The organism is Streptomonospora salina (genome assembly GCF_014204715.1).
Taxonomy (GTDB): Bacteria; Actinomycetota; Actinomycetes; order Streptosporangiales; family Streptosporangiaceae; genus Streptomonospora; species Streptomonospora salina.
In genome coordinates this window covers 1,548,312-1,561,472 of record NZ_JACHLY010000001.1, presented here as the reverse complement: position 1 = coordinate 1,561,472, position 13,161 = coordinate 1,548,312, and the positions used below count along the sequence as shown (strand labels likewise).

Below are 13,161 nucleotides of genomic sequence, written 5' to 3'. Positions count from 1 at the left end.
CGACCGGCCCCGGACCCGGTGCGATCCGCCGGATCGCACCGGGACGGGTCCCGGTCCGCGCGGGGCCGGACCGCAGCCGAGGTTCGAATCCGCGGTGCGGTCCCGCCGCTGTGCACCGCCGCTCCCGCGGAACGACGCCGGCGGACCCGCTGCGGCCTCCCGTTTCGTGCGCAGGGCGGTATCGTGGGGCGGGTCGCGCTGTCGATGCGCGGTGCCGCAGTACGCGGCCTTCCCCCGTCGCGTCCCGCTCGCCGTGTCCGCTACCCGGAAGGTCCGCATGCCGTTCCGTTCGCTGCCCGCGCTGCTGGGCTCCGCCGTCCTGCTGCTGGTCCCCGCCCTCGCGGCGTGCAGCCCGGGATCGGCTCCTCCCGCCGGATCCGGGGGATCCGGCTCCCCGTCCTCGCCCGGCGGCGACGAGGCGGCCGAACTGGCCCGGGAACGCCTGAGCGAGATGTCGGTCGAGGAGAAGATCGGCCAGTTGATGGTGCTGACGGCCGCGGGTACCACCGCCGAGGAGAACGCCGGACCGGTGTCGGACTACCACCCCGGCGGGCTCATCTACTTCTCGGAGAACCTCAGCGGACCGGAGCAGATCGCTGGCATGTCCAACGGCCTGCAGGACGCCGCGGCCGACAGCGGCGCCGGGGTTCCGCTGTTCCTGGGCATCGACCAGGAGCAGGGCATGGTGGCGCGGCTGCCGGTGGGCGCGCGCTTCCCCGACGCTATGGCGGTGGGCGCCACCCGCGACACCGCCCATGCCGAGGCGCTGGCCGGCGCGACCGCGGCCGAACTCACCGCGCTGGGCATCAACCTGGACTACGCGCCGGTCGCCGACACCAACACCAACCCCGACAACCCCGTGATCGGCGTCCGCTCGTTCGGTTCCGATCCCGACCTGGTCGCCGAGATGGCCGGGGCCGAGGCCGCCGCCTTCAGCGAAGGCGGCGTCGTACCGGTCGTCAAGCACTTCCCGGGCCACGGCGACACCGACACCGACAGCCACACCGGGCTGCCCGTGATCGACAAGCCGCGGCAGGAATGGGAGCGGGAGGACCTGCCGCCGTTCCGCGCCGCGGTAGACGCCGACGTCGACGCGATCATGACGGCGCACGTGCTCATGCCGGAACTCGACGATTCCGGCGAGCCGTCGACGCTGTCGCCCGACGTCATCGGCGGCATCCTGCGCGAAGAACTCGGCTACGACGGCATCGTCACCACCGACGCGCTGAATATGGAGGGTGTGCGCCAGACCCACACCGACGGCGAGATCGCGGTGCGCGCCGTGCTCGCCGGCGCCGACCAGCTGCTGATGCCGCCGGACCCGCAGGCGGCTTTCGACGCCCTGCGCAGCGCCGTGGAGGAGGAGCGCATCAGCACCGAGCGCCTGGACCGGTCGGTGCTGCGCATCCTCACCACCAAGGCCGAACGGGGCCTGTTCGGAGCCGACCCCGCCGACGCCGGGGCCGCCGCCGACGCAGTGGGTACCCCAGAGCACCGCGAGGCGGCCCGCAGCCTGGCCGAGGACGCGGTGACGCTGCTGCGCAACCGCGACGGCGTGCTGCCGCTGCCGGAAGGGGCGTCGGTCAGCGTGGCCGGGTCCGGCGCTGAGGAGATCGGCGCGGGCCTGCGGGATCTGGGCTACACGGTCGTCTCCGATCCCGCCGCGGCCGACGCCGCCGTTGTGGGCACACGGAGCGCCCGCGGCGACGCCGAGCAGCGGTCCCCCGTCTCCGCTGCGCAGGCCGCCGGAACGCCCGTGGTCGTGGTCGCCCAGGGCGATCCCTACGACATCGCCGAGTTCGACGGGGTCGACGGCTACCTCGCCACGTACTCGTCGGTCGAGGCCTCACGCGCGGCGGCGGCGCGGGTACTGGGGGGCGAGGTGTCGCCGTCGGGCCGGCTGCCGGTCGCGATCCCCGGCACCGACATGGAATTCGGGGACGGGCAGTCCTACTGAGCGGGCCCGGCGGGCCGGTGGATCCGGCCCGCCGGACCGGGCGCTCGCGGACGGCGCTCAGCCGGGCGCCCGGTACGCGTTCAGCCGTGCCGCTTGCCCTCCCGGCGGGCCAGCGAACGCAGGTGCACCTCGTCGGGGCCGTCGAAGATCCGCATGGCGCGTGCGCCGGCGTACATCTCGGCCAGCGGGAAGTCGTCGCCGACGCCTGCGCCGCCGTGCACCTGGATGGCGCGGTCCAGCACGTCCACCGCCACCCGCGGCGCCGCCACCTTGATCGCCGAGATCTCGGTGCGCGCCTGCTTGGTGCCGTGGTTGTCGATCAGCCAGGCCGTCTTGAGGACGAGTAGCCGCGCCTGCTCGATGGCCAGCCGCGACTCGGCGATCTGCTGCTGGACCACGCCCTGGGCGGCGAGCGGCTTGCCGAAGGCCTCCCGCTGCTCGGCGCGGGCCACCATGAGCTCCAGCGCGCGCTCGGCCATCCCCAGGGCCCGCATGCAGTGGTGGATGCGGCCCGGGCCCAGCCGCGCCTGCGCGATCGCGAAGCCTTCGCCTTCCCCGGAGACGAGGTTGGCGGCGGGCACCCGCACGTCGGTGAACCGCAGCTCGCAGTGGCCCTCCTGGTCCTGGTAGCCGAACACGGGCAGGGAGCGCACGATCTCCAGCCCGGGCGTGTCGCGGGGCACCAGGATCATCGACTGCTGGCGGTGCGCGGGGCCGTCGGGGTCGGTCTTGCCCATCACGACGAAGATCTCGCAGCGGGGGTCGGCGGCACCGCTGATCCACCACTTGCGGCCGTTGACGACGTAGTCGTCGCCGTCGCGGACGATGGACGTGGCGATGTTCGCGGCGTCGGAGGAGGCCACGTCGGGTTCGGTCATGGCGAACGCCGAGCGGATGCGCCCGTCCAGCAGGGGATCCAGCCACCGCTCCCGCTGCTGGGCGGTGCCGAACATGTGCAGCACCTCCATGTTGCCGGTGTCGGGCGCCGAGCAGTTCAGCGCCTGCGGGGCCAGATTCGGGGAGCGGCCGGTCAGTTCGGCCAGCGGGGCGTAGTCGGTGACGCTCAGACCGCCCACGTCGGGCAGGAAGAGGTTCCACAGGCCGCGGCGGCGCGCCTCGGCCTTCAGGTCCTCCACAACGGGCGGGAGTTCGTGGCTGTCCCGTCCGGCTTCGGCACGCTGGCGGTGGTAGACGGGCTCGGCCGGGTAGACGTGCTCGTCCATGAACGACTGCAGTTCGGCCAGGCGGTCGCGGGCGGTGGCGCTGAGATCGAAGTCCATGACCGCAGTATGCCATCAGACCGACCAGTCGGTACTGTTCCGGTGGACGTTCGTGCCGGGCGAGGGACGGGGCCCCGTCGCCGTCTGCGCGTCCGCGCACGCCGCACCTCGCGCCGCGCCGGCCGGGACGGCGGCGACGGTGCGGGGATTGGCGCCGCCGCCACCCGGGAAGAAACCGTCTCCCGGCACGGCGGCCCCGAGCCCCGCCCGGGGTCCGGCGCCCGGGAACACCGGGCGCACCGCTAGGGATGGAGGCGAGTATGGCCACCGAGTGCCGTGGAATCATCACCGACTGGGGCGGGGTCCTGACCTCCCCGCTGCGCGAGACCATCACCGCCTGGCTGGCCGACGACGGCATCGACGACGCCCGCTACCGCGACGTCATGCGCGCCTGGGTGCAGGGCGCGTACGGCGGAGGCGGCGTGGACGGCAACCCCATCCACGTGCTGGAACGCGGCGAGATCGCCACACCGGAGTTCGAACGGCTCCTCGCGGCCGAGCTGCGGCTGGCCGACGGCGGCGCGGTTCCGGCCGAGGGCCTGATCACGCGGATGTTCTCCGGCTTCCACCCGGTCGAGGAGATGTACACGGCCCTGCGCCAGGCCCGCGAGCAGCGGGTGCGCACCTGCCTGCTGTCCAACTCGTGGGGCAACGGCTACCCCCGCGAACGCTTCGACGAAGCCTTCGACGCCGTCGTCATCTCCGGCGAAGTGGGCATGCGCAAACCCGAGGAGGCGATCTTCCGGCACGCCGTCGAGCTGGCCGGCCTGCCGCCGCACGAGTGCGTGTTCATCGACGACATCGAGCACAACGTGCACGCGGCCGTCGAGCTGGGCATGGTCGGCATCCTGCACCGCGACCCCGCCGAGACGCGGGACCGGCTGGCCGAGACCTGCGGCATCGAACTGGACCCGATGCCCTTCTGACCCGGCCCTCCCGGGCCGGCGGCGGGCGGGCCCGGAGCGCCGGGAACCGTCCGCCGCCGCACCGTCCCCGGACCCGCACCGCCCGGCCGCGTCCGCCCGGCGCCGTGCCGCCGATCCGCGCGCCTCTGGCAGACTTTCCGGGCGGACACTCTCCGCCCGACCACGAGAAACGATCCGCGGGACCACGATGCGCATCTACCTGCCCAGCACGTTCCCCCGCCTCGCCGCCGTCCTCGACGCCGGCGAGGTCGGCGGGACGCCGCTGACCGCCTACGCCGTCACCGAGCGGCTGGCCGGCCCGGATACGGCCGCCGACGACGAAGAGCTGGAGTACGAGGCGCTGAGCGGCGCCGCCGCTGCGTCGCTGCAGCTGCTGCGCGAGGACCCTTCCGCGCCGCGCCGCCGCGCGGTGCTCGCCGTCGAGGCCCCCGACACGATCGTCGGCCCGCCGCCGGCCGGGGCCGACCACCCGGCCGCGGTCACCGTCACCGGCACGGTCGCCCGCACGCGCATCGCCGCCGTGCACGCCGACGAACCGGAGGCCGAAGAGGCCGTCGCGGCGGCGATCGCCGACGGCGGCGGCTCCCGGGAGGACGGCGGCGGTTCGCCGGCGGAGGGCGGCGGCTCCCCGGAGGACGGCGGCGGTTCGCTGGAGGGGCACGAGCTCCTCTGGTTCGCCACACAGGAGCTGGCCTACCTCCTCGGCCGCGACTGACCCCGCCCGAGACCCACGTCGATCTTGTAGCTACCGTCACCGGAAAACGGTTTCAGTGACGGTAGCTACAAGATCGACGCCGGTGGGGGCTTTACCGCACCCCGTGGTGCGGGTATGCATCTTCGCGCGGCGCCCGGCGGCGGGACGGCGCACACGCCGCGTCCGCACCGCCCGGGTCCGCCACCCACTCCGATCGGGAGGCAGTGCGATGGATGCCGTGACCGACGTTCCCGTCCCCGTCAACGAGCCCAACCTGAGCTACGCGCCGGGACGTCCCGAACGGGCCGAGCTCGAAGCGGAGATCGCGCGCCAGTCGGCCGAGGAGACCGAGCTCGCACAGGTGATCGGCGGCGAGCACAGCCTCGGATCCGGCGAGCTGATCCCGGCGCTCAAGCCCCACGGCCACGCCCACGTCCTGGGCCGGATGAGCGACGCGACGCCCGGTGAGGCCGAACGGGCGATCGAGGCGGCACGTGCCGCCGCACCCGCGTGGCGCGCCATGTCCTTCGACGACCGCGCCGCCATTCTGCTGCGCGCCGCCGACCTGCTGGCCGGACCGTACCGCGCCCGAGTCAACGCCGCCACCATGCTCGGCCAGTCCAAGTCCGTCTGGCAGGCCGAGATCGACGCCGCCTGCGAGCTGATCGACTTCTGGCGGTTCAACGTCTCCTTCGCCCGCCGCCTCTACGCCGACCAGCCCATCTCGGTACGCGGCGTGTGGAACCGGCAGGAGCTGCGGCCGCTGGAGGGGTTCGTCCTGGCGATCACGCCGTTCAACTTCACCGCCATCGCCGGCAACCTCCCCACCGCGCCCGCCCTGATGGGCAACGTCGTGGTGTGGAAGCCCTCGCCCACCCAGACCTACTCCGCGCACTTCGTGATGCGCGTGCTGGAAGAGGCCGGGATGCCGCCGGGCGTGATCAACATGGTCACCGGCGACGGCCGGGCCGTGTCCGAGACCGCGCTGGCCCGGCCCGACCTCGCCGGCATCCACTTCACCGGGTCGGCGGGAACCTTCCAGCACCTGTGGCGCACCGCCGGCGAGCACATCGCCGACTACCGCTCCTACCCGCGCATCGTCGGCGAGACCGGCGGCAAGGACTTCGTCGTCGCCCACTCCTCGGCCGACCCCGGCGTGCTGCGGACCGCCCTGATCCGCGGCGCCTTCGAGTACCAGGGCCAGAAGTGCTCGGCCGCCTCGCGCGCCTACATCCCGCGCAGCGTGTGGTCGTCGATGCGCGACGGCCTGCTCGACGAGGTCGGCGCGCTCACCATGGGCGACGTCACCGGCGACGTGTCGACGTTCATGGGCGCGGTGATCGACGGCCGCTCCTTCGCCAAGAACTCCGCCGCGCTCAAGCGCGCCGCGGACAAGGACTCCATCACGGTGCTGGCGGGCGGACGCGCCGACGACAGCGTCGGCTACTTCGTCGAGCCGACGGTGCTGGAGTGCGACGATCCCGAAGACGAGGTCTTCCGCACCGAGTACTTCGGCCCGATCCTGGCCGTGTACGTCTACGACGACTCCCGCTACGACCGGGTCCTGGAGCAGATGGCCGACGTCGCGCCCTACGCGCTGACGGGGGCGGTCGTGGCCCGCGACCGTGCCGCCGTCGCCGAAGCCGAGGCCGCCCTGCGGTTCTCGGCCGGCAACTTCTACATCAACGACAAACCGACGGGGTCGATCGTGGGCCAGCAGCCCTTCGGCGGCGCCCGCGCTTCGGGCACCAACGACAAGGCCGGGTCGGTGTTCAACCTGGCCCGCTGGGTCAGCCCGCGCGCGATCAAGGAGACCTTCGACCCGCCCACGGACTGGCGCTACCCCCACATGGGGTGATGCGGCGCCCGCACCGGGGCGGAGAACGCGGCGCGGCGGCGGCCCCGCCGTGTCGGCGGTGCCGCGGGCGGCCTCGCCGACACGGCGGTGTTCCGGGTGGACTACTGTAAGGCCCACGCTGGTGCCGGGGCGGGAGGTCCTGTCGCGCTGCGGCCCCGCACGGCGGTGCGTTCGGCCGCCGGAGGACGGCGGGTTCCCGGGCTCCCGGCGGCGGCGGAATCGTGGTGGAATGCCCGCACGCCCTTGAGGAGGCTGCCATCAGCCGGCTGGTGTTGTGGAACATCGACCTCACGCTCGTCGACGTCTCCCAGGTGACGCGAGCCGCCTACGCCGAGGCGTTCGAGCGGGTAACCGGTGTTCCGCTGGTGTATCTGGCCTCCACCGGAGGACGCACCGACTCCGAGATCTTCTTCGAGTTCCTCGCGCGCAACGACGTGCGCCTGGACGCGGGCGAGGAGCCGCTGTCGGACTTCGTCGACGCCTTGGGCGAAGCGTTCGCCCGCCGCCGCGACCAGCTGACGGCGCGCGGGCGGGCGATGCCGGGGGCCCAGGAGGCGCTGGCCGCCGTCGGCGGGCTCGAAGACACCGTCCAGACGGTGGTCACCGGCGCGATCATGGCCAACGCCGTGGCCAAGCTGTCCGCGTTCGGCCTCGACGGCTACCTCGACCTGAGCGTCGGCGGGTTCGGGTCCGAGCACTACCCCAAGGGCAGCCTCATCCAGTTCACCCGCATGCGCGCGGCCCAGGCCCACGGGTTCGCGTTCCCCGAGCGGTCCACGGTCTACATCAGCGACTCGCCGCGCGACGTCGAGGCCGCCCTGATCGGCCGCGCCACGCCCATCGGCGTGGTCAGCGGTTCGGCCACCGAGTCCCAGCTGCGTTCCGCCGGCGCCGAACACGTGCTGGAGGACCTCGCCGACACCGTCCGGCTGATCGGCGCGGTGCGCGAGGCGACCTCCAGCGCCGAGTGAGCGTCTCGGGGAGCGGGACCTCCCCGGGCGCCCGGGGCGACTACCCCGCGGACCCGGGCGGATCACACCGCTGACCGGCAGCGGTCGCAGACCTTGCCGTCGCGGGCCTCAGGCGTACCGTGGATGCGGGCCCCGTCCGGAGCATATGCCGCCGGGACCGCCGGACCGTCCGGGGCCACACGGTTGCGCAATCCGCTTCTAACCTCCCGAAACGCACAGATAACGGTGTTGATCACAAAACCCGGGGACGCGACCCAGTAACCTGGTCGCGGCGGGGCCGGACAACGGAGTCCGGCCGGTACACCGCACCTGTGCGCACAGGTTCCCCCCTCCCGTCATCCGGGGGCGGGACCACCGCCGGCGCCCATCCGGCGCCGACAACTCGATATGACCCGACGTCCCGGAGCCGCCGAAGGTCCGGGGCCGGCCCCCTACGACTCACAAGGGAGTGAGGTCGCACGATGCCCGGCCAGTCTGACGCCGTCCAGGACCGATTGCTGCGCGAGGCCGTCGCGCACTGCTCCGGCCGGCCTCCGTTCACCGGCGATCCCGAGCAGACCGAACGCCTGCTGCGGCACTACTACCGGCATGTGGCCACCGAGGAGCTGCGGGAACGCGCCCCCGCCGAGATCTGCGGACCGGCGGCGCTGCATCTGGAATCCGCGCAGCACCGGCCCCAGGGACGCGCCAAGGTACGTGTCTACACTCCCGCCCGCGAGCGCGACGGCTGGGAGACCGGCCACTCGGTCGTCGAGATCGTCACCGACGACGCGCCCTTCCTCGTCGACTCGGTCACTATGGAACTGGGGCGCCGGGGGATCGGCTACGACCTGGTCATCCACCCCCAGCTGCGGGTCGCCCGGGACGTCGCCGGCGAACTCCGCGAGATCGAACCCGACCCCGATGCCGACCCCGACGGTCCGATCCCGCTCCAGGAATCCTGGATGCACCTGGAGATCGACCGCTGCAGCGGGCCGACCGCCCGCAAGGAGCTGGCCGCCGACCTCGAACGCGTGCTCGCCGACGTGCACAGCGTCCACGAGGACACCGGCCGGATGCGCCGCCAGGCGCTGCTGTTGGCCGACGAGCTCGCCGCCTCGGCCGACCGCCTTTCCCGGGGCGGCGTCGACGTGCGCGAGATGACCGAGAGCGTCGAGTTCCTGCGCTGGGTGGCCGACCGGCACCTGCACTTCATGGGGTATCGCGAGTACGCCCTGGTCAGCGCCTCCGTCGGGGACGACGCCCCGGCCATGCCCGCCTCCGACGAATCCGCCTCGAAGATGGGGCTGAGCCCGCGGCCGGGGACCGGGCTGGGGCTGCTGCGCTCCGACGCCCCGGCTTCGGAGAGCTTCGCCGCCCTGCCGCCCGAGGCCCGCGACAAGGCCCGCGAGCCCCACGTGCTGGTGCTGACCAAGGCCAACTCCCGCGCCACGGTGCATCGCCGCAAGTACCTCGACTACGTGGGCGTCAAGCGCTTCGACGAGCAGGGACGCGTCGTGGGCGAGTACCGCTTCCTGGGGCTGTACACCCACGAGGCGGTCACCACCAGCATCTCCCAGATCCCCATCCTCAAGCGCAAGCAGGCCGAGATCCTCGGTCTGGCCGGGTTCGACCCCGAGAGCTACGACGGCAAGGACCTCATCGAGATCCTGGAGGGCTTCCCGCGCGAGGAGCTGCTGCAAGCGCCCGTCGACCGGCTCTACGACATCGTGCTGGGGGTGCTGCGCCTGCGCGAGCGCCGCGGCACCAAGCTCTTCCTGCGCCGCGACCCCTACGGCCGGTTCATATCCTGCCTGGTCTACATGCCCCGCGACCGCTACAACACCGACGTGCGGCTGCAGGTGCAGCAGGTGATGAGCCGCGCCTTCGAAGGCGCGACCATGGACCACAGCGTCCAGGTCGGATCCGCGCCCTTCGCCCAGCTCTACCTGGTGGTGCGCGCCGAGCGCGGCACCATCCTCGCCGACGTCGACCACGCCGCCCTGGAGGCCGAGGTCGTCGCCGCCACCCGGTCCTGGGACGACGACCTCGACCGGGCGCTGCGGTCCCGCTTCGGCGCCGACCGCGCCGAATCGCTGGCTCAGACCTACGGCGCCGCGCTGCCGGAGGGCTACAGGGTCGATACCGACGCAGCCGCGGCCGTCGACGACATCGACCGCCTCGACCGGCTCGCCGACGACGAGCTCGCCGTCAACCTCTACCGGCCCGGAGGCGCCGAGCCCGGTGAGTGGCGACTCAAGGTCTACCGCACGGGCGAGCCGATCTCCCTGTCCCGGGTGCTGCCGCTGCTGGAGCACATGGGCGTGGAGGTCCGCGACGAGCGGCCCTACGGGGTGACCGGCGCCGAAGCCGGGCGCGCCTGGATCTACGATTTCGGATTCGCCCCCGTCACCGACGCCGTCGAGCTTCCGGCCGAGCGGCTGAAGACGCTGTTCGAGGACGCCTTCACCGCGCTGTGGCAGGGGCGCGGCGAGTCCGACGGGTTCAACGCGCTGGTGGTGCGCGGCGGGCTCGACTGGCGCCAGCTGACCATCCTGCGCGCCTACGCCAAGTACCTGCGCCAGACCGGCAGCACGTTCAGCCCTGCCTACTTCTCCGATGTGCTCGTGGCCAACGTGCACATCGCCAATCTGCTGGTGCGGTTGTTCGAGTCCCGCTTCGACCCCGACCGCGAGGCCGGGCGCCAGGAGCGCACCGACGCCATCACCGAGGAGATCCGCGGCGAGCTCGACCAGGTCGCCAGCTTGGACCAGGACCGCATCCTGCGCTCGTTCCTGGCCGCCATCGAGGCCACCCTGCGCACCACCTACTTCCAGGCCGGCTCTGCGGCGCCCAAGCCCTATCTGGTCTTCAAGCTCGACCCCCGGCGCATCCCCGATCTGCCCGCGCCGCGCCCGCGCTACGAGATGTACGTCTACTCTCCGCGCGTGGAGGGCGTGCACCTGCGCTTCGGGGCCGTGGCCCGCGGCGGGCTGCGCTGGTCGGACCGCTTCGAGGACTTCCGCACCGAGGTCCTGGGCCTGGTCAAGGCCCAGTCGGTGAAGAACTCGGTCATCGTGCCCAGCGGCTCCAAGGGCGGGTTCGTCTGCAAGCGGCTGCCCGCCGGGGGCGACCGCGACGCGACCCGGGCCGAGGTCGTGGCCTGCTACCAGCAGTTCATCAGCGGCATGCTCGACGTCACCGACAACCGTTCCGGCGGCCGTGTGGAGCACCCCGACCGCGTGGTGCGCTACGACGGAGACGACCCCTACCTGGTGGTCGCCGCCGACAAGGGCACGGCCACCTTCTCCGACATCGCCAACGACATCGCGCTGGAGCGCGGCTTCTGGCTGGGCGACGCCTTCGCCTCGGGCGGGTCGGTGGGCTATGACCACAAGGCGATGGGCATCACCGCCCGGGGCGCCTGGGAGTCGGTGAAGCACCTGTTCCGCGAACTCGGCACCGACGTCCACAACGAGGACTTCACCGCGGTCGGGGTCGGCGACATGTCCGGGGATGTGTTCGGCAACGGCATGCTGCTGTCCCGGCACATCCGGCTCGTCGCCGCGTTCGACCACCGCCACATCTTCCTCGACCCCGTCCCCGATGCCGAGCGGTCCTTCGCCGAGCGCCGGCGGATGTTCGAGCTGCCGCGCAGCACCTGGGCCGACTACGACACCGGGGTGATCTCCGAGGGCGGCGGTGTGCATCCGCGAACGGCGAAGTCGATCCCCGTCACGCCGCAGGTGCGCCGGGCGCTGGGCATCGACGCCGGAACGACCGCGCTCACCCCGTTCGAGCTGATGCAGCACATCCTCAGCGCACCGGTCGACCTGCTGTGGAACGGCGGCATCGGGACCTACGTGAAGGCCTCCTCGGAGTCCGACGCCGACGTCGGCGACAAGGCCAACGACCCTCTGCGGGTCAACGGGTCCGATCTGCGCTGCAAGGTCGTGGGCGAGGGCGGCAACCTCGGGCTCACCCAGGCCGGGCGGATCGAGTTCGCGCGCAACGGCGGCCGGGTCAACGCCGACTTCATCGACAACTCCGCCGGAGTGGACACGTCCGACCACGAGGTCAACATCAAGATCATGCTCGACCGCGAGGTCGACGAGGGCCGCCTCGCCAAGGACGAGCGCGACGCGCTGTTTCTGAGCATGACCGAGGACGTCGCCGAGCTGGTGCTGGCCGACAACTACGCGCAGAACGTGGTGCTGTCGGCCGCCCGCAAGCAGGCCGGCGAGATGATGCACGTCCACGCCCGCTACATGCGCCGGCTTGAGCGCGAAGGACGCATCGAGCGCAAGCTGGAGGTGCTGCCCGACGACGAGGACATCGCTTCGCGGCGCAGCGCCGGCCACGGCCTGACGGGTCCGGAGTTCGCGACGCTGCTGGCCCACACCAAGAACGTGCTCAAGGACGAGGTCGCCGACTCCGATCTGCCCGGCGACCCCTACCTGCGCCGGACCCTGGTGGAGTACTTCCCCGAGGCGCTGCGCCGGCGCTTCTCCGACGCCATCCCCGAGCATCCGCTCGGCCGCGAGATCGTCGCCAACCACGTCGTCAACGACATGGTCAATCGCGGCGGAACCACCTTCGCCTTCCGCATCGGCGAGGAGCTGGGAGCCGCGCCCGACGACATCGCGCGCGCCTACCTGGTGGTGCGGGAGGTGTTCGGGCTGCGCGCACTGTGGGCCGAGATCGAGAACCTGGACCACTGGATCGGCGTCGACGTCCAGCTCGACCTGCTGCTGGAGGCCCGCAAGCTCACCGAGCGCGGCACGCGGTGGCTGCTGCGCAACCGCAAGTCGCCCTTCGACCTCGGCGCGGAGACGGAGTTCTTCTCCTCCGGCGTGGCCGAGATCGTGCCGCAGCTTCCGGACCTGCTGCTGGGCCGCGACCGGCGCCTGTTCTCCGAGCGGTGCGACCGGTTCACCAAGGCCGACGTCCCCCGCGAGCTGGCCGAGCGGGTGGCGAGTATGGTCCCGGCGTATTCGACCTTCGACCTGGTCTCCATCGCCAACCACACCCGGCGCCCGCTGCCCGAGGTCGCCCGGGTGTACTTCGACCTGGCCGAGAGCCTGCAGATCGGGTCGCTGCGCGAGCGCATCATCGCGCTGCCGCGCCACGACCGGTGGGTGACCATGGCGCGGGCCGGCCTGCGCGACGACCTGTACGCGGCTCACGCCGGCCTCACCCGCGAGGTGTTGCAGAGCGGCGATCCGGGGGAGTCGCCCGAGCGGCTGCGGCAGCGCTGGATCGAGCGCAACCGGGTGGCGGTGGAGCGCTCGGAGCAGACTCTGCGCGAGATCCGCGAGTCCGAGCAGTACGACTTGGCCACGATCTCGGTCGCGCTGCGCTCCGTGCGTTCGCTGCTGGTGTCGTCCGGGGAGTGACGCGGTCCCTCCGCCCGGGCCGCGAGTCGGATCCGCGACCCCGGGCGGAGGCCGCTGCGGCGGGCGGCCGGGTCCGCTGTGGCAGCCACGGGACGCATTC

Annotated in this window: 7 protein-coding genes; 6 read left to right on the top strand and 1 reads right to left on the bottom strand. The window is 72.5% G+C overall.

Annotated elements, in window-relative coordinates; translation table 11 throughout:
- Window positions 1–277: 277 nt before the first annotated feature.
- Window positions 278–1,957, top strand: a complete 1,680-nt coding sequence (locus HNR25_RS06905; RefSeq protein ID WP_184633871.1) for a glycoside hydrolase family 3 protein — start codon at window positions 278–280, stop codon at window positions 1,955–1,957.
- Between the two features lie 80 nt (window positions 1,958–2,037).
- On the opposite strand, the gene HNR25_RS06900 is transcribed toward HNR25_RS06905, so the two are convergent.
- On the bottom strand, window positions 2,038–3,237 hold the full coding sequence (locus tag HNR25_RS06900) for an acyl-CoA dehydrogenase family protein (RefSeq protein WP_184633870.1): 1,200 nt from the start codon (window positions 3,235–3,237) through the stop codon (window positions 2,038–2,040).
- 260 nt (window positions 3,238–3,497) lie between these two features.
- Between HNR25_RS06900 and HNR25_RS06895 the strand changes: the two genes are divergently transcribed.
- The 5 genes from HNR25_RS06895 (at window position 3,498) to HNR25_RS06875 (ending at window position 13,061) form a co-directional block, all read left to right on the top strand.
- Window positions 3,498–4,163 carry an HAD family hydrolase gene (locus HNR25_RS06895; RefSeq protein ID WP_184633869.1) on the top strand — a complete coding sequence of 222 codons (666 nt, stop codon included), beginning with the start codon at window positions 3,498–3,500 and terminating at the stop codon, window positions 4,161–4,163.
- Between the two features lie 187 nt (window positions 4,164–4,350).
- A complete protein-coding gene (locus HNR25_RS06890) occupies window positions 4,351–4,878 on the top strand; it encodes a DUF6912 family protein (RefSeq protein ID WP_184633868.1) in 528 nt (175 codons plus the stop codon).
- A gap of 208 nt (window positions 4,879–5,086) precedes the next feature.
- Window positions 5,087–6,715 carry an L-glutamate gamma-semialdehyde dehydrogenase gene (gene pruA / locus HNR25_RS06885; protein WP_184633867.1) on the top strand — a complete coding sequence of 543 codons (1,629 nt, stop codon included), beginning with the start codon at window positions 5,087–5,089 and terminating at the stop codon, window positions 6,713–6,715.
- 221 nt (window positions 6,716–6,936) lie between these two features.
- Window positions 6,937–7,686 (top strand): HAD family hydrolase, encoded by a 750-nt coding sequence (locus tag HNR25_RS06880; protein ID WP_376767478.1) that lies wholly within the window; start codon window positions 6,937–6,939, stop codon window positions 7,684–7,686.
- A gap of 461 nt (window positions 7,687–8,147) precedes the next feature.
- Window positions 8,148–13,061 carry an NAD-glutamate dehydrogenase gene (locus HNR25_RS06875; protein ID WP_184633866.1) on the top strand — a complete coding sequence of 1,638 codons (4,914 nt, stop codon included), beginning with the start codon at window positions 8,148–8,150 and terminating at the stop codon, window positions 13,059–13,061.
- The last annotated feature ends 100 nt before the right edge of the window (window positions 13,062–13,161 follow it).

Excerpts from the sequence above, each read along its gene's own strand:
- HNR25_RS06905 (WP_184633871.1), top strand. The coding sequence starts at position 278 with ATGCCGTTCCGTTCGCTGCCCGCGCTGCTGGGCTCCGCCGTCCTGCTG.
- HNR25_RS06900 (WP_184633870.1), bottom strand. The coding sequence starts at position 3,237 with ATGGACTTCGATCTCAGCGCCACCGCCCGCGACCGCCTGGCCGAACTG.
- HNR25_RS06895 (WP_184633869.1), top strand. The coding sequence starts at position 3,498 with ATGGCCACCGAGTGCCGTGGAATCATCACCGACTGGGGCGGGGTCCTG.
- HNR25_RS06890 (WP_184633868.1), top strand. The coding sequence starts at position 4,351 with ATGCGCATCTACCTGCCCAGCACGTTCCCCCGCCTCGCCGCCGTCCTC.
- pruA (WP_184633867.1), top strand. The coding sequence starts at position 5,087 with ATGGATGCCGTGACCGACGTTCCCGTCCCCGTCAACGAGCCCAACCTG.
- HNR25_RS06875 (WP_184633866.1), top strand. The coding sequence starts at position 8,148 with ATGCCCGGCCAGTCTGACGCCGTCCAGGACCGATTGCTGCGCGAGGCC.